Below are 18100 nucleotides of genomic sequence, written 5' to 3'. Positions count from 1 at the left end.
TCTATTAAGCCTATAGTATCTTTCCGTTTATTGCTTTTGCGGCTTTTGGGCATCATCCTGAATTTTCTTTATAGAGTCTTGTTTTGCTTTAGCTGCTTTTTTCTTTTTATTAAAAAATCCTTTTAACAGGAAGTTGCCCTGGGCGGCTTTTAGGTCCTCATTTAATGTAGCACTGGTTTTATGTACATTTTGCATAGTTGTTTTTGCCTGCGTAACCGTCTTCTCCATTTCGCGCGCCATCTTATCATTATTTAATAACCGGCTCAGGCTACCCTTGCCCGTATTTATTTTAGCTACTATTTGCGCCATGTTATCAATAAGCGAACCCGCGTCATCTTCTATTTTGGTTAATTTAGCAACTATCTTGTCCACATCAACCGGGTTAACGGAATTTATCCGATCGCCATCTTTTACCATCGCAGTTGCTGCTGCACCGCCCGGCATCAACACAACCAGTTTATCGCCCATTAAACCGTCGCTGCCAATACTCATTTTCGAGTCTTTTTTCATGAATTTTTTTACCTCATCGTTAATATTTAGTACGACTCTCACAGCGGTATCGTTAATAATTTCAATATCATTAACGACTCCAACATTTATGCCGGCAAAGCGGACGTTATTGCCTATCTGTAAGCCATTTACGTTTTTAAACACGCCGTTTATCTTAAAAGTCGCGCTGAACAGGCTTTTTTGATTGCCTATAAAAAACACTGCCGCTATTAGCACCAACAGGCCAATAAAAGTAAATAACCCTATTTTTAATTTCTGTGAAGAAGTCGTTTTCATGATATATCTCTAAAAAATGATTGTACAATTTTGTTTTTTGATTTTTTCAGGCTATCAAAAGTGCCTTCTTCTATATATTTCCCATCGTCCATAATTACTACACGGTCTGCCGTAATGCGTGCGCATTCCATATCGTGCGTAATAATTATTGATGTTGTTTTATATTTTTTTTGCATGTTTAATATCAGTTCGCTTATCTCGCGCGAGGTGATTGGGTCGAGGCCCGTAGTGGGCTCATCATAAAGCATGATCTCTGGTTTTATAATAAGCGTACGTGCCAGACCGGCTCTTTTGCGCATACCGCCAGACAGGTCAGACGGCAACTTATCAATCGCTTCTTCCAGGCCCACGCTATCCAGAACCTCTTCAACCCGCTTATCAAGTTCGGCCTGGTCGTCTATTTTTAACACCCTTGTTAATGGAAATTCCAGGTTTTCTCTAACCGTCATGGAATCATACAGGGCCCCGCTTTGAAACAGGAAGCCGATCTTCATCCGCAGCTCTTTTAATTCTTTATCGCCCATTTCGGCAACCTCAACTCCCAATACCTTTAATGTACCGCCATCTGGTATAAGCATCCCCACTATACATTCTATCAAAACTGATTTTCCTACTCCCGACCGGCCTAAAACCACTACGTTCTCACCACGTTTTACATCCAGATTTATATCCTTTAAAACCTCTTTGCTTCCAAATGCTTTTTTAAGGCCTTTTATCTCAATAACCACCTCATTTTTGCCTTTGATTTGTTTGAACTCAGCTATTGTTTTTTCTTCTTCCATAACTATTTATAAAATAACAAACTGGTTATTTGTACGGCAATGGCATCAATAACAAATATCCACAGCGATGCGGTAACCACTGCCGAATTTGCAGCCAATCCAACGCTTTCTGTGCCTTTACTGGAGTGGAAGCCTTTATAGCAACCTACAAAACCAATGGCCAGGCCAAAAAATATAGTTTTTATAAACGCCGGCAAGAAGTCAGTATAATCAAGAGAGGCTACTACTTTGGTAGCGTATAGCGATAGGCTGATATGGTCTCGAAGGTTTAGAGCAAGGAATCCCCCAAACAAGCCTATTACATCGCCTAATACAGATAATATGGGTACCATTATGGTTGTTGCCAGTATGCGCGTAACAACCAGATACTGCAGCGGATTGGCCCCGGATACATCCATAGCATCCAATTGTTCCGAAACCTTCATGCTACCTAATTCGGCACCAATACTTGAGGCTATTTTACCGGCACATATAATGGCAATGATAACCGGGCCAATTTCGCGAACAAAAGATACAGAAAGGGTTTTGGGCAGCATGCTTGCCGCACCAAACGCTACAAGGGTGGGCCTTAATTGTACTATTAAAACCACACCCATTATAAAGGAGGTAATACCAACCAGCATTAATGACCGGTAACCTATTTCATAACATTGCCTTACAAACTCAGACCATTCAAAACCGCCAACAAAAATATTTCTGAGGAAACGGGTAAAAAATGACACCTGTTCGCCAATGTCTTCCAGCCATTTTCTCCAGCCGGGTATAATAATCTCTTCTGCCATGGTTTATATTATTAACTGTATATAACAGGTTTTATCCTGTTGTTTGCGCTCAATAAACTTACCCGGCAGTTTTATCTGGTTTATAGCATTGGTACGTCAATTATAAGTAATCGGGTATTTGCCTGGGTATCAATAGTAATTGAACTGGTATCATAAACACCCAATGCGTCCTTTTTGTTTAAAATCTGGTCGCTTATTTTTATAGCGCCATCTAAAACAAAAAGGTATGCGCCATTTCCGGCTGTTTTAATATCGTAGTTTATTGACTTGCCTGCTTCAAACTCGCCTATAGAAAAGGTGGCGTCCTGGTTTATCCATAGTGCGTCAATGTTTTTATCCCCGGTTACCAGGGTGGTAAACTCATTTGGCTTAAATGAATCGGTAAAGTTCCGTTGATCATACCTTGGCTCAATGTTTCTGTGCTTTGGAAACAACCATATCTGCAAAGTATTTGCAGCTTCAGTAGCAGAATGATTATATTCTGAGTGTTCGATGCCGGTACCTGCTGACATTACCTGCACTTCGCCGGCATTTATTACACCTGTATTACCCATACTATCCTTATGTTCCAGCGCACCTTGTAATGGAATAGTAATAATTTCCATATTATCATGAGGGTGTGTACCAAAACCAGTGCCCCCCGCAATAATATCGTCATTTAATACCCTTAACGCGCCAAAATGCACTTTATCAGGATTATAATACGGACCAAAACTGAATGAAAAATTTGCCTTTAACCATCCGTGGTCGCTTGTTCCCCGCTCATTAGCAGGATAAAATATACTTTTCATAACATCAAATTTATATGTTTAAACATACAATATTTATTCCAATAATTAATTATACGTATTTTTGCAAAAAAACATAGCTTTAAATGACAAAAAAAGCAGTTATAGTGGGTGCAAGCGGACTAATTGGCAGCAATTTACTGGCAATGCTATCAACTCAACCCAACTATGATGAAATTTTAATAATAGCCCGAAAAAAAACCCGGACAAATAACGTTAAAGTTACCCAATTGATAATTGAATTTGCGCATTTGGACCGCTATGCTAAATCAATAACAGGTAATGTTATTTTTTGTTGCTTAGGTTCAACAAGGAGTGAAACACCAGACTTGGATGAATATAGAAAAATAGATCACGACTATCCTGTTAAATTGGCAGAAATAGCTTTAAAAAATGGAATTGAACAATACCATTTAGTTTCATCAATAAGCGCAGATGCCAGATCATCAAATTTTTATTTAAGGATGAAAGGCGAAACCGAGGAAGATATAAAGAAAATTGGCTTAAAAAGCTTGCATATATATCAGCCATCGGTGTTAATTGGCTACAGACAAAGTGCAAGGCTTTTAGAAGGAATTAGTATATTTTTCCTGAAAATAACAAGTCCGCTTTTATTGGGCACATTAAAAAAATACAGGGCTATATCGGCACACAGTGTGGCTAAGACCCTTTTTAAACAATCATTAAAAAATCAAACAGGCGTATTTACTTATACATCTGATAAAATAAAACAACTATCTAAATAAAAAATAGTGAGTACATATATATCCGCCGAGAATCTTGGCCATCAGTTCCATGATAATTGGCTTTTTAAAAATATTACTATAGGTATTAATCGCGGGCGCCGTGTTGCGCTGGTGGGCATTAACGGTGCCGGTAAATCAACCCTGTTAAAACTTTTGGCCGGCCAGTTTTTACCTACCGAGGGCAAGGTTGTGCAAACCAAAGACCTGCGCATGGGCTACCTGGAGCAGGACCCCGGCTTTAAAGACGCAGTAACTATAAGCGATTATATTTTTCATGCAGATAATGTGCAACAACAAGCCATCCGTAAGTACGAAGAGCTTTTAGAGAACGACCCGGATAATGCAAAGGCGCTTGATCTGGTAATGGAAGAATTAAGCGAAGTTGATGCCTGGGAATATGAATATAAGATCAAAACCATTTTAGGACGATTGGATATTCATCATTTAAATCAAAGTATTAACACCTTATCAGGCGGGCAAAAAAAACGTTTGGCATTAGCCAAGCTGCTGATAGAGGACCCTGATCTGTATATTTTAGATGAGCCAACCAATCACCTGGATATAGACACAATAGAATGGTTAGAAAAACTGCTTACAGATGGCTCTAAAACCATATTAATGGTTACACACGACAGATATTTCCTGGATAATGTTTGTAATGAGATATTGGAGATTGACCGGGGTAAAATAATACCCTACGTAGGTAATTACGGCTATTATTTAGAACGTAAGGCCGAACGTGAAGCATCTGATGAGGCAACATTTCAGAAAAACTCTAATTTATTGCGAAAGGAATTAGAATGGATGCGCCGTCAACCCAAGGCCCGTGGCACTAAATCTAAGGCTAGAATAGATGCGTTTTATGACCTGGAATCGAAAACACAAAACAACGGCCCTAAATTAAACGTAGAATTAAGTGTTAAAACAGCGCGGCAGGGAAATAAGATCATGGAAATACACGGTATAAGCAAAGCCTTTAATGGCGTTACTTATATCGATCACTTTAATTATGTGTTTAAAAAAGGCGACCGTATTGGCTTAGCCGGAAAAAACGGCAGCGGCAAATCGACTTTATTGAATATGATAACCGGCGGCTTATTGCCTGATAGCGGGTCTATACAAAAAGGCGAAACCACCGTTTTGGGCTATTTTCACCAATCGGGTATTACATTTAAGGAGGATGAGCGCGTTATTGATATTGTAAAAAACGTTGCAGAGTTTATTACAATGGCCGACGGAAAGATGATTTCGGCTTCGGCATTGCTTACCTTATTCCTTTTCCCCCCTGCTAAACAATATGGGTTTATATCCAAACTAAGTGGTGGCGAGAAAAAAAGGTTGCAATTAATGAGCATCCTGATGAAAAACCCTAACTTTTTAATTCTGGATGAGCCAACAAATGACTTGGATATTGATACTTTAAATGTGCTGGAAGAGTTTCTAACTAACTATGGCGGCGTGTTAATGATTGTATCGCACGACAGATATTTGCTGGATAAGCTAACCGACCAGCTATTTATTGTTGAAGAAAAAGGCAAGGTTAAAATATATAATGGCAATTATTCGTCTTATAGATTAGAGCAGGAAGAAGAAAAACAACAAAACAAAGCAGACAAAGCTGCCGGTGTTGTTGCTCAACCAACCCCTGTTGTTGCTAAAAACAAATTGAGTTTCAAAGAGCAGAAGGAGTTGGATGCATTGGATAAAGAAATAGCAGCCATTGAAAACGAAATAAAAACACAGAATGAGAAGCTTAATTCGGGCGCGGTAGATAACGCTGCTATTATTGAAATAGCAGAAAAGATAACTGCGTTAAATAGCAGGCTTGATGAAAAAAGCATGCGCTGGATTGAGTTAACCGAACTAAAAGAGGCCTAATGAAAGCATCGGATATTATTGCATCATTAGGCGTAGTGCTGTTATTAATAGCGTTTTTATTAAATTTATACAAGAAAATACAGGCCACAAGCAGGGCTTATTGTTTTATGAATTTTATAGGAGCGGCGCTTTGCTGCCTCTCCTCTTATATGATACGCTTCTATCCTTTTGTTATTTTAGAAAGCATTTGGGCGGGGTTTGCATTGGTATCACTCTTTAATGTTCCACGTGGAACAACTGGAAAATGAATAAATAAGTCAAATGTTCCACGTGGAACATTTACGAAAAAGAAAATATAGAGTGTTCCACGTGGAACACGGGAGGTTAAAATGTTTAAGAAATACGATGTAATTGTAGTGGGTGCCGGCCATGCCGGATGCGAGGCGGCAGCGGCAGCGGCCAACCTGGGCTCGTCTGTTTTGCTAATCACCATGAACATGGGCACCATTGCCCAGATGAGTTGCAACCCGGCTATGGGCGGCGTTGCCAAAGGGCAAATAGTGCGCGAAATTGATGCAATGGGTGGCTACTCAGGCATAATCACCGATAAGACATCTATACAGTTTAGAATGCTCAACCTATCTAAAGGTCCGGCAATGTGGAGCCCGCGTGCTCAAAGCGATCGCATGCGCTTCGCGGAAGAGTGGCGCCTGGCGCTGGAAAGAACGCCCAATGTTGATTTTTGGCAGGATACCGTAAATGCATTATTGGTAACAAACAATACAATTAAGGGCGTACGAACCTCGCTCGGAATAGAGATAGAAGCCGATGCCGTGGTGCTAACCAACGGTACTTTTTTAAATGGCATCATACACATTGGCGAAAAGAAATTTGGTGGCGGCCGCACGGCAGAAAAAGCGGCAACTGGCTTAACCGAACAATTGGTGACATTGGGATTTGAATCAGGCAGGATGAAAACAGGCACTCCTCCACGTGTTGATGGGAGAAGTTTAAACTACGCCCTAATGGAAGAACAATGGGGTGATGAAGACCGGGGTAGATTCTCTTACACCGATGTGGAACAGATACAAGAGCAACGGTGCTGCTGGATAACCTATACCAATACCAAAGTGCATGAAACGCTGAAAGAGGGCTTTGAAAAATCGCCTATGTTCACCGGACGCATTAAGGGTTTGGGCCCGAGATACTGCCCATCTATTGAAGATAAGATCAACCGTTTTGCAGAACGCGAACGTCACCAAATATTTGTAGAGCCAGAAGGATTGAATACAGTAGAGATATATGTAAATGGTTTCTCTACTTCTCTTCCTGAAGATGTACAATATAAAGCATTGACCCAGATACCCGGCTTTGAGGGGGCGAAAATGTTTAGGCCGGGGTACGCAATAGAATATGATTACTTTCCACCTACCCAGCTTGGCCTTACTTTAGAAACCAAACTGGTAAGCAATTTGTATTTCGCGGGTCAAATAAACGGCACCACCGGTTATGAAGAAGCGGCATCACAAGGATTTATTGCCGGCATAAACGCGCACCAAAAATTAAATGATAAGCATGAGCTGATAATGAAAAGATCAGAATCATACATTGGTGTGCTGATTGATGACCTGGTAACCAAAGGCACTGAAGAGCCTTATAGAATGTTCACCTCGCGTGCCGAACATCGTTTGCTATTGCGCCAGGATAATGCCGATATACGGTTAAGCCCCATAGGTCATGAACTGGGTTTAATAAATGATGAACGCTTGGATAAGGTAAAACAAAAAGTAAAAAACTCTGATGAGATTGTTGCTTACACCCGAACAAAATCGATTGACCAGTCAAGCGTTAATGGGTTGCTGGAAGAGTTAAATACCAGCACTGTTTCGCAAACAACAAAACTGTTTAATTTGTTGAGCCGTCCGCAGGTATCCATTGACGACCTGAAAAAAGTTGATCCAACATTAGAAACTTTTTTATCAGCCTATAATAAAGAAACTATTGAGCAGGCTGAAATAAAAATTAAATATGAGAGTTATTTTGAAAAAGAAATGGATATTGTTGACCGGATGAAAAAAATGGAAGACAAAGAGATTAACCCGGATTTTAATTATCAGCAAATGCAATCCCTGTCAAAAGAAGCACGCGAAAAATTAATGAAAATAAAACCACGTACTTTAGGCCAGGCATCACGTATTTCGGGGGTTTCACCGTCTGACATATCGGTTTTGATGGTGCACATGTCAAGATAGTATATAAATTATTGCAAATCAATTAGTTACAAAACATTAATTATAAGCCATTATTTTAAAATCTTAATGGTAATACTTATCAAAAAATAAAAATCGTTTATTTCGCTTAAAAATGACGTTAAATAAAAAGGGGCTGTTTTTTTACAAAAATTTATGCTTGCTAGGCCTGGCTATGTTGTATTTTGGCTGCGCGGTACAACAAAAACCCCAGGGAGGGCCGCGCGATCGCACTCCCCCCAAATTATTAAAGGCCACCCCAAAAAATCAAACACATAATTTTGCGGCAAAACAGATCCAATTAGATTTTGACGAATACTTCAAACTGACTAATCAGTTTCAGGAAATAACCATATCGCCGGCACCTGATAAATCACCGGATTTTAAGGTCAAGCAAAAAAGTCTGGTTATTACTTTTAAAGATACGTTGTTAAAAAACACAACTTATGTTATAAATTTTGGAACCGCTATTCGCGACGTAAACGAAGGCAACATTTTAAAAAATTTCACCTACGTTTTTTCTACCGGCACTCATATCGACTCATTGAGCATTTCGGGATCGGTAATTAATTCGCTTACCCAAAAGAAAGAAGTGCTGGGAACAAACGAAAATGTAACGGTTATGCTTTTCACTTTAAAACAGGACTCATTATTGTTTGGTAAAAAGAAACCCAGTGTATTTACCAGTGTGGATAGCGCCGGCAACTTTTCTCTTAATAATTTAAAAGAGGGCCAATATAAAATATACGCCTTAAGAGAAACGGCCCCAAATAAGATATATGATAACGATAATGAGTTAATTGCATTTTCAAAAAAAATTATTAACCTGCAGCATGATACTGCCGGTGTACGCTTAAAACTATTTAAACAAATACCTCCAAAGTTTAGGATTGCTGAGAAGAAATTTGATATTGATGGAAAAATGTTTTTCGCTTTTAATAAAAGCCTTGATAAACCATCGGTACGTATAATATATCCTCCGGGGCTCGACGAACAAAAAATTGTTGACATCAGCAAAACCCGTGATACTGTTTTGATATATTCGAAAAATATGGATTTCGATTCGGTACGTGTCGCTATCTATGATAACAACAAGCCTATTGATACAACCTATTTACGTAAAAGCAAAAAAGAAACTTATACCCGAAACCTTCAGTTAAAATTTGGCCTCAGCAAAAATGCCAGCGCTTTAAAGCCGGGCACCGATTTGCATATTTATTCTAATACCCCTATAGCCAGCTTTGATCAATCGCTTGTTGCTTTGATGGAAGATTCAACAAGGGTAAACTTTACTTTAACAAAAGATACCGGCACGACAAAAAGCCTTATGTTAAAATATCGCTGGCGACAAAAGGCAACCTATACCTTAACATTTAATGAAGGGTCTGTTACCAGCATGTACGGCGATATTAATAAAAAACAGTTAGTAAAATTTAAAATAGATAATCCGGAAGAGTATAGCACCTTAACGTTAAAAGTTACTGTCCCGGATACGGGCAGGTCGTATATAGTAGAATTGCTTAATGAGCAAAAAAATGTGTTAAGGAGTAACCATGTTACCAAAAACACCAGCATCGCATATAGAAATATTTATACTGGCAAATTTACTGTCCGTGTTATATATGATGATAATAAAAATGGCAAGTACGACCCTGGTAGCCTAAAGAATAAAACACAGCCTGAAAATATATGGGTTTACGAGAAAATTTTTGCACTAAGGCCAAACTGGGAAATAGACGAAGAACTTGTTATCCCAAAAGAATCTACTTCCCCATAAACCAGCCAGAGTACATAATATAGTTATTAGGCAGCTTATCCAACATAGCACGCTGCTCGTCTGTTAACGGCTTTATCTTTTTTGCGGGTGTACCAGCATATAGGTAGCCCGATTCGCAAACCGTCTTTTCTAACACAACAGATCCTGCCCCTATTATTACATACTCTTCTACCACCGCATGATCCATTACTATGGCACCCATGCCTACCAGTGTATGATCTTTTAGCGTGCAGCCGTGTACCAGGGCATTATGGCCAATAGATACATTGTTACCTATATTGGTTGGCGCATATAAGTAGGTGCAATGTATAACCGCACCATCCTGTATATTGGTATTATTGCCTATTTTAATATAATGCACATCACCACGTATAACCGCGTTGAACCATACAGAACAATTATCGCCCATACTTACATCACCAACTATGGTGGCGTTTTCGGCAATGAAACAATCTTGTCCCCATGATGGGTGTTTATCTTTTACGGGTAATATTACAGGCATGATAAATTTATTTTATACTTTAGTACAAATATAAGCGGAAATAGCTCAGTTGGTAGAGCATCAGTTTCCCAAACTGAAGGTCGCGGGTTCGAATCCCGTTTTCCGCTCTAAAATACCGTATCCTCCAAAACTTCCTGATGCTCCGGATAATCTGTTGTGTAATGCAGCCCCCTGCTTTCCTTACGCATCATAGCCGATTTTACAACAATAAAAGATACCTGGATCAAATTACGTAACTCGCAAAGTTTTACGGATAACTTGGTTTGCTTATAAAATTCCTCGGTTTCTTCGTATAATAAACCTAAACGGCGCATAGCACGTTCCAGCCTAAAATCAGAACGAACAATACCTACATAATCATTCATCAGTTTTTGCATTTCGCGCACATTATGCGTTACCAGGATGTCTTCGTTAGATAATTTTACACCTTTTTCATCCCAATCAGGTATATTTTCGGGAATAGTTATCGTATCAAATTTATCAATAGCATTTTTATAAATACGATGTGCAAAAACCAAGGCTTCTAATAACGAATTGGAAGCTAACCGATTTGCCCCATGCAACCCGGTAGACGAGCATTCCCCGCAGGCATATAAACGCATAATGGATGACTGTCCGTAATGATCTACCATTACACCGCCGCACATATAATGACAAGCAGGCGAAACCGGAATCATATCTTTGGTCATATCAATGCCTATTTCTAAACATTTAGCATATATATTAGGAAAATGGGTTAAAATATCCTTTTTACTGCGATGACGTATATCTAAGTAAACAAAATCCTCGCCTGATTTTTTTATCTCGGCATCAATTGCCCGGGCAACGACATCACGTGGCGCTAAAGATTTACGCTCGTCATACTCTTGCATAAACTCCTCGCCATTGGTGCGTTTTAATATACCACCAAAACCACGTACGGCTTCTGATATTAAAAATGATGGATAGTCGCCGGGGTTATACAAAGCCGTTGGATGAAATTGGATAAATTCCATATTCCTAACTTTCCCTTTTGCCCGGTAAACCATAGCTACACCATCGCCGGTAGCAATGGTTGGATTTGTTGTTACCGAATAAATATGTCCCGCACCACCTGATGCCATCACAGTAACTTTCGATAAGATTTTCTCTACTTCATTAGTTACTGTATTTAAAGCATATATACCATAGCAGGTAATATCATCTGATGATTTATCTACAAATTTTCCCAAGTGATGTTGTGTTATTAAATCTACAGCAAAATAATGTGTAAGTATTTCAATATTAGCGTTTTGATGTATCTGCTCTAACAAAGAACGTTCTATTTCAAAACCAGTGATATCTTTATAATGTAGCACCCTAAATTCGGAGTGTCCACCCTCTTTTGCCAGATCGTAAAAGCCTTCATTTGTTTTATCAAAACTGGTTCCGTAATCAATAATTTCATTAATACGGTCCGGACCTTCCTTTACAACAATTTCAACAACTTCCTTATCACACAGCCCATCGCCGGCAATCATGGTATCATTTATATGTTTTTCAAAAGAATCTTCTTTTTTATCAACAACCACAGCAACGCCACCCTGAGCATATTTAGTGTTAGACTCGTCTTCATTTGATTTTGTAACTATCAGCACCTTACCATGATTAGCCGCTTTGAGGGCAAAACTCAATCCGGCAATGCCAGAACCAACTACCAGGAAATCCACAGATCTGGACATAGAAAATGTGTTATATGTGTAAAATTATAAACTATGTTAATAATAGGCCCCAAAGATGTTAATTTTGTGTAAGCAAAAACCTAACAAGTAATTAAATAGTGTATAACCTTACTTTTTGCTGATAATGATAACAATTTTTAATCGACTTTTGAGTCGTTTTAACAACGAAACTAACATCATAACTATCAATAAAATATTAACAAATAAGTTTTAAAAATAAAACTTGCTTAACGTACTTAACTAATAATCAATATAAAAACTGGTAAGAAATATTAGAAAGATGTTAGTAAGTAGTTAAAAACAATATATTAAAGCAAAACTTAACCAACTTTTAAACATAACTAACACACCAATAACAATAGTTTCTTTTTATATATAAATCTAATTGTTATTAATTGAATTGTTGAAATGGATATCTTCGAAGAAATAAAACTGAAAGGCTATGCCGAGGAATTAATTGACCCGACACTTGACCTTTTTGATGAAATAGAAAAACTTAAAAAAGAGAAAAATGCAGTTATACTGGCTCACTATTATCAGGAACCTGATATACAAGATATTGCAGATTACATTGGAGATAGTTTGGGCCTGTCGCAGCAAGCAGCGAAAACAGATGCCGATATTATTGTTTTTGCCGGAGTACACTTCATGGCCGAAACAGCAAAAATATTATCGCCAACAAAAAAGGTACTTCTACCAGACATAAAGGCTGGCTGCTCTTTAGCCGATAGCTGCCCGCCGCACTTATTTAAAAAGTTTAAAGAGCAATACCCTGATCATCTGGTAATAACTTATGTGAATTGTACCGCAGAGTTAAAAGCGATGAGCGATATAGTTTGTACCTCGAGCAACGCGATAGGGATAGTTGAAAGCCTGCCAAAAGATAAGAAAATAATATTTGGTCCTGATAAAAATTTAGGCGCTTATGTAGCTAAAAAAACAGGTCGTGATTTAGTACTTTGGAACGGCGCCTGTATGGTGCATGAAATTTTTTCGAGAGAGAAAATTACCAAACTGAAAGAAAGGCACCCGGGCGCTAAATTACTGGCACATCCTGAATGTGAAGACGTAATACTGCAAATGGCAGATTATATTGGATCTACAACAGGAATACTAAAATATGCTACAAACCATCCAGATAAAGAGTTTATAGTAGCTACCGAGCCTGGCATTATTCATCAGATGCAAAAGGATAACCCTGATAAGGTGTTTATACCCGCTCCACCGAATAATAATTGCGCATGTAATGATTGCCCTCACATGAAAAGAAACACGCTGGAGAAGCTTTATTTATGTCTTAAGAATGAAATGCCCGAGATAGACGTTCCTGATGATATTATTAAAAAAGCTGTGATTCCTATTGAAAGGATGCTGGAGATATCGGCGAGATTGGGATTGTAAAAAAAATAATAGTAAACACGTTTAGTAATTAAATACGATTTAAAAAACCATTGTAATCAATTAAAAGATCAGTGCAATCTATCATATATGTTTGACAATAAAGAGAAAACCAATATAGAAGCTTTAGGCGAATTCGGCCTTATAAATCACTTAACTAAAAATATTGAGTTGGTGCAAAAAAGCACTATCAAAGGCGTTGGTGATGATGCAGCGGTGCTTGATTTTGGCGGAAAAAGAATGTTGGTATCTACCGATATGTTGCTGGAAGGTATTCATTTTGATTTAGCTTATACGCCGTTAAAACACCTGGGTTATAAAGCCGTACAAGTTAACCTGAGTGATATTTACGCTATGAATGGTATTGCCACACAGGTAACGGTATCTATTGGCATGTCGAGTAAGTTCCCGATAGAGGCGGTTGAAGAATTGTATGAAGGCATTTACATAGCCTGCGAAAAATATGGTGTTGATTTGGTTGGTGGCGATACTTCTTCATCAAAACAAGGATTGGTATTAAGTGTAACCTCGATAGGTTACGCTAACGCGGAAGATGTGGTATACCGCAACGGCGCGCAGGAAGGCGATCTGATATGCGTATCCGGTGATCTGGGCGGAGCTTATGTTGGCTTGCAACTATTAGAGCGCGAAAAGCTGATCTATTTAGAGAACCCTAATATCCAGCCCGATCTTGAAGGAAAAGATTACATTGTAGAGCGCCAGTTAAAGCCGGAGGCTCGCCGGGATATTATAGACCTATTAAAAGAAATTGAGGTTAAACCTACATCGATGATAGATGTATCAGACGGATTAGCATCAGAGATTATGCACATCTGCAAGCAAAGCGAAAAAGGCTGCAGTATCTACGAAGAGAAAATACCGCTCGACCCGATGACGTTTGAAACCGCCCGCGAATTTAACCTCGACCCAACAGTTTGTGCCCTAAGCGGCGGCGAAGATTATGAGCTGCTTTTCACCGTTAAACAAGCCGATTACGAAAAGATAAAATTTAAAATGGATATTACCATTATTGGGCATATTACCGAGCCGGCATCGGGGTGTAATTTGATAACGAAGAGCGGTAATGTGCATCCGCTGAAGGCGCAGGGGTGGAATGCGTTTAGTAAAGAGGAAGAATAATAAAAGAAGCGTCATTGTTCATCAATCTCAATATATTTCTGATCCAATTGCTTATTGGCTTTAGCGCCTAAACTTTTAATTTTCTCGGCAGTTTTGGTAAGGTTACCATTGCCCTCTGTTAGTTTGCTAATTGCATTATCATAAGCGTTTTGGCTCAGCTTAATATTTTTACCGATGCCTTCCATGTCATTAACAAAGCCTACAAACTTATCATACATGGCGCCGCTCAGGCGGGCAATTTCAAGCACGTTGCGGTTTTGACGCTCTTGTTTCCAGATACTGGCGATGGTCCGCAGCGTAGCCAGCAAGGTTGACGGGCTCACAATAACCACCCGCTTGTCCCAGGCATCGCTAAACAGTTCAGAATCTATCTGTACCGCGAAGCTGAACGAAGATTCAATCGGTATAAACAGCAACACAAAATCCGGCGAGTTGATCTGGTACAGATCATGATAGTTTTTTGATGATAGACCATGTACGTGGCTTCTTATTGATTCCACATGTGCTTTAGAGAATAGCTTGCGGTCATCTTCTGTTTCGCAATTAACCAGGCGTTCATAAGCTATCAGGGAAACTTTCGAATCAATGATCAGGTGTTTTTCATCCGGCAGATCAATTATCACATCGGGTTGCAGGCGGGTGCCATCTATACCGACTAAACTGGCTTGCAGTCGGTACTCCTGGTCTTTAACTAAGCCCGAACGCTCTAAAACACGCTCTAATATAACCTCGCCCCAGTTACCTTGCTTTTTGTTATCGCCTTTCAGGGCTTTGGTTAGGTTTTGCGCCTCGTCACTAATTTGTTTGTTCAACTCCATTAGCTGGGTAATTACCCCTTTCATTGTATTGCGTTCGGCAGCCTCCATATTATATACCTTATCTACTTTATCCTCAAATGCTTTCAGATTTTCTTTAAGCGGATTAAGAATAATATCTAAATTGGTACGGTTAACATCAATAAACTCTTTCGATTTTTCTTTAAGCAATTTCTCCGCAACGTTCTCAAATTCTTTTTGAAACTTTTGCTGAATATCCTGTATACTTTTTTCCTGTTCGCCTAAACGTTCGCGCTGTGCTTTAAATGATTCTTCGGCTTTAGCCATTCGATTCTTTTCGGCTAGCAATTCCTGGTTTAATGCGGTTATGGCAGTATCGTATCGTTCGCGTTCGTCCTGTAATTGTTTATCGGCTTTATCGCGCTCCAAACCCAGGCCCAGCGCGCGTTCTTCGGCTTTGGCTAAAGATATACTAAGCGTTGTATTTTCATTTTTTAAACGCGCAAACTCATCTGCCGAAATACCATCGGTAGTAGTTGGCCGCTTTAAAAAAAGCAAAATAGAAATTATAAGAATTACAAGGGAGGCAACTAAAGCGGCAACAATCATTTTGATAAAAATATTAGCAAAACGAAAGTAAAGAAAAATTAGTTATGGTAATAAATTAATGATGTTTTTTAGGTTTTGCCCGCGCTGTATCGGCCGTAGGGTCGTCCGTTACTTGCCCGGTAGTACTGGTATCTGTTCCGCTGGTTGATTCTGCCTCTGGTACCCCGGCACCAAATGCCGTATCCAGGCCGGAATTATCATGACTCACGCTCGAATCACGCGCAGGGCTACCGGTTTTATTGTGGGTGCTATTGCAGGCAAATAAAGTAGCGGCAGCGACTAAAACTAAGATTAAAGATAATTTTTTCATAACTATGATGACTCTGGTTAGAATAACGACAAGCCCGCGAAATTAGCGCGAAATCAGTTTGTAAAATTATTGTGCTTTTTCTACACGCAGGCCAATATCACTTACCTCATGCAGGGGGTTATCGCGCATGTTTTGTTCTATTTGAATGGTATAAACACCTTTGGCCGGAAATTTATAGTTTAAACGAAATGGTATCTGGTAGCTATATAAATTACCAGAGCCCTGTCCCAGCCACTCCCCATCAGGATTTGCCAGCTTAAACTCATACCGGGTACCGGTTGCTTTTTTATCCGGATTGGTTTGATAGATCAGCACAAATAAGTTAGAATACTTATAGTCGCCGGTTACCCGCAAGTTTAGGTAAAGATTATAAGGAGTTTGCTCGTTATCAATCTTAACGGCATACTTTATTTTATTAGAGTAGGCCCAGTTATTATTAACGATCTCTATATTTTGATCGACAATTGCATTAGGGTCTGTACAACCCGTCCATGACAACAATATAAAAGCCGTCATGGCGGGGAATATATATTTAAAAGCACTTTTCATTGCTTACTGTTTTGGCGATTCGTTTCCACCGGTGTTTCCATTGGGGCGGTTGGAGTTATTCCTGTTTTTATTTGGCCGTTTTCTGTTCCTGTTTGGATTATTGTTGCCGCCTTCCGGTTTTGGCCTCTGCGGGTTTACCTGTCCGCCCGGTGCGGGCTGTTCAGCAACATTGGTCGGGCGCGGTTGTCCATTGGGGGTTGGCTGTCCGGCAGCATTAGCCGGGCGCGGTTGTCCACTGGGGTTGGGTTTGTTTTTATTGCGGTTCTTATTTTTCTTTTTATTGTTGTTTCGGTTGCGTTCATCCAAGCGTGTAAGGCTATCCTGACCAACAACATTTTCGTAATCAAGGGCTTTTACCGGTTCGGTTTCCACCTCAACAAATACCAGCAGATCGTCTGGCAATACGCCATCCTTGTTCATTTGCTGAATTTCTTTAACGCGGCGAATAGGCACCGCTATCCATGATTCTTCGCGCGGATAACTGAACCACATCTGTTTTTTAAAGATGTCAGTTTTTTGCAGACGGGCATCTCCTTTTAAGGTCTTTAGGTAGTTTACATTATCAGGGATATGCTTTAATGCATCCATGTACGTATCCAGCTCATAATTTAAGCAGCACTTTAACTTACCGCATTGCCCGGCCAGTTTCAAAGTATTCAACGATAAATTTTGATAACGTGCCGCAGAGGTAGAAACGGTTTTAAAATCTGTTAACCAGGTAGAGCAACATAATTCGCGGCCGCAAGAGCCAATACCGCCTAAGCGGCTTGCTTCCTGGCGCATGCCTATCTGGCGCATTTCTATACGGATACGGAAGGTCTCGGCCATTTTCTTGATCAGCTCACGAAAATCAACCCTGCCCTCTGCAGTATAATAAAAAGTAGCTTTTGTTTTATCGGCCTGGTAATCCACGTCACTTAACTTCATAGACAGGTTAAGGCTAAGAGCCAGCTTGCGCGCACTATGCATGGTTTCCCATTCCATATCTTTTGCGGCTTTCCATTTATCAACATCGGCAGGTGTAGCGCGGCGATATATCTTCTTTAAAACATCCTCTTCTTTAACCCTGCGCTTAACCATTTGCATCCTAACCAGCTCGCCGGTTATAGATACATGGCCAATATCATACCCACCGGTGGCAGCTTCAACAACCACCAGGTCGCCATTCTCCAAATAAACATTATCGTTATTTAAATAAAACTCTTTTCGTGAGCCTTTAAACTTTATCTCTACAATTTGAAATGGCTTATAATTAACCGGCATATCCATCTGCGACAGCCAGTCGTAAACATCTAATTTACTGCATCCGCCAGTTAGGCAAGAGCCATTACTTTTGCAGCCTGCCGGCGAGCATCCGCCCCCGGTTGAGCAACTTCCACATCCCATAA

17 protein-coding genes and 1 tRNA gene are annotated in these 18100 nt (G+C 39.7%); 8 read left to right on the top strand and 10 right to left on the bottom strand.

The window, feature by feature from the left end; genetic code table 11:
* Window positions 1–27 precede the first annotated feature (27 nt).
* The 4 genes from JWP71_RS15185 to JWP71_RS15170 all read right to left on the bottom strand — a co-directional run bounded on the left by JWP71_RS15185 (window position 28) and on the right by JWP71_RS15170 (window position 3141).
* Window positions 28–786 (bottom strand): MlaD family protein, encoded by a 759-nt coding sequence (locus JWP71_RS15185; RefSeq protein WP_299501652.1) that lies wholly within the window; start codon window positions 784–786, stop codon window positions 28–30.
* Complete coding sequence (locus tag JWP71_RS15180) at window positions 783–1568, bottom strand: ATP-binding cassette domain-containing protein (RefSeq protein ID WP_299501650.1); 786 nt, start codon at window positions 1566–1568, stop codon at window positions 783–785. Before JWP71_RS15180 ends, JWP71_RS15185 begins: the two co-directional genes overlap by 4 nt.
* Window positions 1569–1570: 2 nt before the next feature.
* Window positions 1571–2350, bottom strand: coding sequence for an ABC transporter permease (locus JWP71_RS15175; RefSeq protein WP_299501647.1), 780 nt, complete (start codon window positions 2348–2350; stop codon window positions 1571–1573).
* An 80-nt stretch (window positions 2351–2430) separates the two neighbouring features.
* On the bottom strand, window positions 2431–3141 hold the full coding sequence (locus JWP71_RS15170; RefSeq protein ID WP_299501644.1) for a pirin family protein: 711 nt from the start codon (window positions 3139–3141) through the stop codon (window positions 2431–2433).
* An 83-nt stretch (window positions 3142–3224) separates the two neighbouring features.
* Between JWP71_RS15170 and JWP71_RS15165 the strand changes: the two genes are divergently transcribed.
* From JWP71_RS15165 to JWP71_RS15145, 5 genes are all read left to right on the top strand, one after another.
* On the top strand, window positions 3225–3884 hold the full coding sequence (locus JWP71_RS15165) for an NAD-dependent epimerase/dehydratase family protein (protein ID WP_299501642.1): 660 nt from the start codon (window positions 3225–3227) through the stop codon (window positions 3882–3884).
* A gap of 6 nt (window positions 3885–3890) precedes the next feature.
* Entirely contained in the window at window positions 3891–5762 is a 1872-nt protein-coding gene (locus JWP71_RS15160) for an ABC-F family ATP-binding cassette domain-containing protein (protein ID WP_299501639.1), read from the top strand.
* Window positions 5762–6010 carry a hypothetical protein gene (locus tag JWP71_RS15155; protein ID WP_299501636.1) on the top strand — a complete coding sequence of 83 codons (249 nt, stop codon included), beginning with the start codon at window positions 5762–5764 and terminating at the stop codon, window positions 6008–6010. The genes JWP71_RS15160 and JWP71_RS15155 overlap by 1 nt, the downstream gene beginning before the upstream one ends.
* Before the next feature lie 81 nt (window positions 6011–6091).
* Window positions 6092–7954, top strand: coding sequence for a tRNA uridine-5-carboxymethylaminomethyl(34) synthesis enzyme MnmG (gene mnmG, locus JWP71_RS15150; protein ID WP_299501633.1), 1863 nt, complete (start codon window positions 6092–6094; stop codon window positions 7952–7954).
* 112 nt (window positions 7955–8066) lie between these two features.
* Window positions 8067–9728: an Ig-like domain-containing protein gene (locus JWP71_RS15145; RefSeq protein ID WP_299501630.1), complete on the top strand. Its 1662-nt coding sequence runs from the start codon at window positions 8067–8069 to the stop codon at window positions 9726–9728.
* On the opposite strand, the gene JWP71_RS15140 is transcribed toward JWP71_RS15145, so the two are convergent.
* Complete coding sequence (locus JWP71_RS15140) at window positions 9715–10230, bottom strand: gamma carbonic anhydrase family protein (protein ID WP_299501627.1); 516 nt, start codon at window positions 10228–10230, stop codon at window positions 9715–9717. The genes JWP71_RS15145 and JWP71_RS15140 overlap by 14 nt on opposite strands.
* Before the next feature lie 34 nt (window positions 10231–10264).
* Here JWP71_RS15140 and JWP71_RS15135 point away from each other — a divergent pair.
* A tRNA-Gly gene (locus JWP71_RS15135) sits at window positions 10265–10337 on the top strand.
* On the opposite strand, the gene nadB is transcribed toward JWP71_RS15135, so the two are convergent.
* Window positions 10338–11930, bottom strand: a complete 1593-nt coding sequence (gene nadB / locus JWP71_RS15130; RefSeq protein ID WP_299501624.1) for an L-aspartate oxidase — start codon at window positions 11928–11930, stop codon at window positions 10338–10340.
* 408 nt (window positions 11931–12338) lie between these two features.
* Between nadB and nadA the strand changes: the two genes are divergently transcribed.
* Window positions 12339–13331, top strand: a complete 993-nt coding sequence (gene nadA, locus JWP71_RS15125) for a quinolinate synthase NadA (RefSeq protein ID WP_299501621.1) — start codon at window positions 12339–12341, stop codon at window positions 13329–13331.
* 87 nt (window positions 13332–13418) lie between these two features.
* Window positions 13419–14468: a thiamine-phosphate kinase gene (gene thiL, locus JWP71_RS15120; RefSeq protein WP_299501618.1), complete on the top strand. Its 1050-nt coding sequence runs from the start codon at window positions 13419–13421 to the stop codon at window positions 14466–14468.
* Window positions 14469–14479: 11 nt separating this feature from the next.
* Here the strand turns inward: thiL and rmuC are convergent, their stop codons facing one another.
* The 4 genes from rmuC to ricT form a co-directional block, all read right to left on the bottom strand.
* Window positions 14480–15853 (bottom strand): DNA recombination protein RmuC, encoded by a 1374-nt coding sequence (gene rmuC / locus JWP71_RS15115; RefSeq protein WP_299501615.1) that lies wholly within the window; start codon window positions 15851–15853, stop codon window positions 14480–14482.
* Between the two features lie 55 nt (window positions 15854–15908).
* The gene (locus JWP71_RS15110; protein ID WP_299501612.1) at window positions 15909–16163 is read right to left on the bottom strand and encodes a hypothetical protein; all 255 of its coding nucleotides are present in this window, start codon (window positions 16161–16163) and stop codon (window positions 15909–15911) included.
* Between the two features lie 66 nt (window positions 16164–16229).
* Window positions 16230–16712: a gliding motility lipoprotein GldH gene (locus JWP71_RS15105; RefSeq protein ID WP_299501609.1), complete on the bottom strand. Its 483-nt coding sequence runs from the start codon at window positions 16710–16712 to the stop codon at window positions 16230–16232.
* 3 nt (window positions 16713–16715) lie between these two features.
* A complete protein-coding gene (gene ricT, locus JWP71_RS15100) occupies window positions 16716–18098 on the bottom strand; it encodes a regulatory iron-sulfur-containing complex subunit RicT (RefSeq protein ID WP_299501606.1) in 1383 nt (460 codons plus the stop codon).
* Between the last annotated feature and the right edge of the window lie 2 nt (window positions 18099–18100).

The organism is Mucilaginibacter sp. (assembly GCF_028287845.1).
In the GTDB taxonomy this organism is placed as follows: domain Bacteria; phylum Bacteroidota; class Bacteroidia; order Sphingobacteriales; family Sphingobacteriaceae; genus Mucilaginibacter.
Note: the sequence above shows the minus strand (reverse complement) of the source record. Positions and strands in the feature narration are given on the sequence as shown.

Bases quoted from the DNA above. Each gene is read 5' to 3' on its own strand.
- JWP71_RS15145 (WP_299501630.1), top strand. From the start codon at position 8,067: ATGACGTTAAATAAAAAGGGGCTGTTTTTTTACAAAAATTTATGCTTG.
- nadB (WP_299501624.1), bottom strand. From the start codon at position 11,930: ATGTCCAGATCTGTGGATTTCCTGGTAGTTGGTTCTGGCATTGCCGGA.
- JWP71_RS15110 (WP_299501612.1), bottom strand. From the start codon at position 16,163: ATGAAAAAATTATCTTTAATCTTAGTTTTAGTCGCTGCCGCTACTTTA.
- JWP71_RS15175 (WP_299501647.1), bottom strand. From the start codon at position 2,350: ATGGCAGAAGAGATTATTATACCCGGCTGGAGAAAATGGCTGGAAGAC.
- JWP71_RS15185 (WP_299501652.1), bottom strand. From the start codon at position 786: ATGAAAACGACTTCTTCACAGAAATTAAAAATAGGGTTATTTACTTTT.
- JWP71_RS15170 (WP_299501644.1), bottom strand. From the start codon at position 3,141: ATGAAAAGTATATTTTATCCTGCTAATGAGCGGGGAACAAGCGACCAC.
- JWP71_RS15180 (WP_299501650.1), bottom strand. From the start codon at position 1,568: ATGGAAGAAGAAAAAACAATAGCTGAGTTCAAACAAATCAAAGGCAAA.
- JWP71_RS15140 (WP_299501627.1), bottom strand. From the start codon at position 10,230: ATGCCTGTAATATTACCCGTAAAAGATAAACACCCATCATGGGGACAA.
- JWP71_RS15105 (WP_299501609.1), bottom strand. From the start codon at position 16,712: ATGAAAAGTGCTTTTAAATATATATTCCCCGCCATGACGGCTTTTATA.
- ricT (WP_299501606.1), bottom strand. From the start codon at position 18,098: ATGGGATGTGGAAGTTGCTCAACCGGGGGCGGATGCTCGCCGGCAGGC.
- rmuC (WP_299501615.1), bottom strand. From the start codon at position 15,853: ATGATTGTTGCCGCTTTAGTTGCCTCCCTTGTAATTCTTATAATTTCT.
- nadA (WP_299501621.1), top strand. From the start codon at position 12,339: ATGGATATCTTCGAAGAAATAAAACTGAAAGGCTATGCCGAGGAATTA.
- thiL (WP_299501618.1), top strand. From the start codon at position 13,419: ATGTTTGACAATAAAGAGAAAACCAATATAGAAGCTTTAGGCGAATTC.
- mnmG (WP_299501633.1), top strand. From the start codon at position 6,092: ATGTTTAAGAAATACGATGTAATTGTAGTGGGTGCCGGCCATGCCGGA.
- JWP71_RS15165 (WP_299501642.1), top strand. From the start codon at position 3,225: ATGACAAAAAAAGCAGTTATAGTGGGTGCAAGCGGACTAATTGGCAGC.
- JWP71_RS15155 (WP_299501636.1), top strand. From the start codon at position 5,762: ATGAAAGCATCGGATATTATTGCATCATTAGGCGTAGTGCTGTTATTA.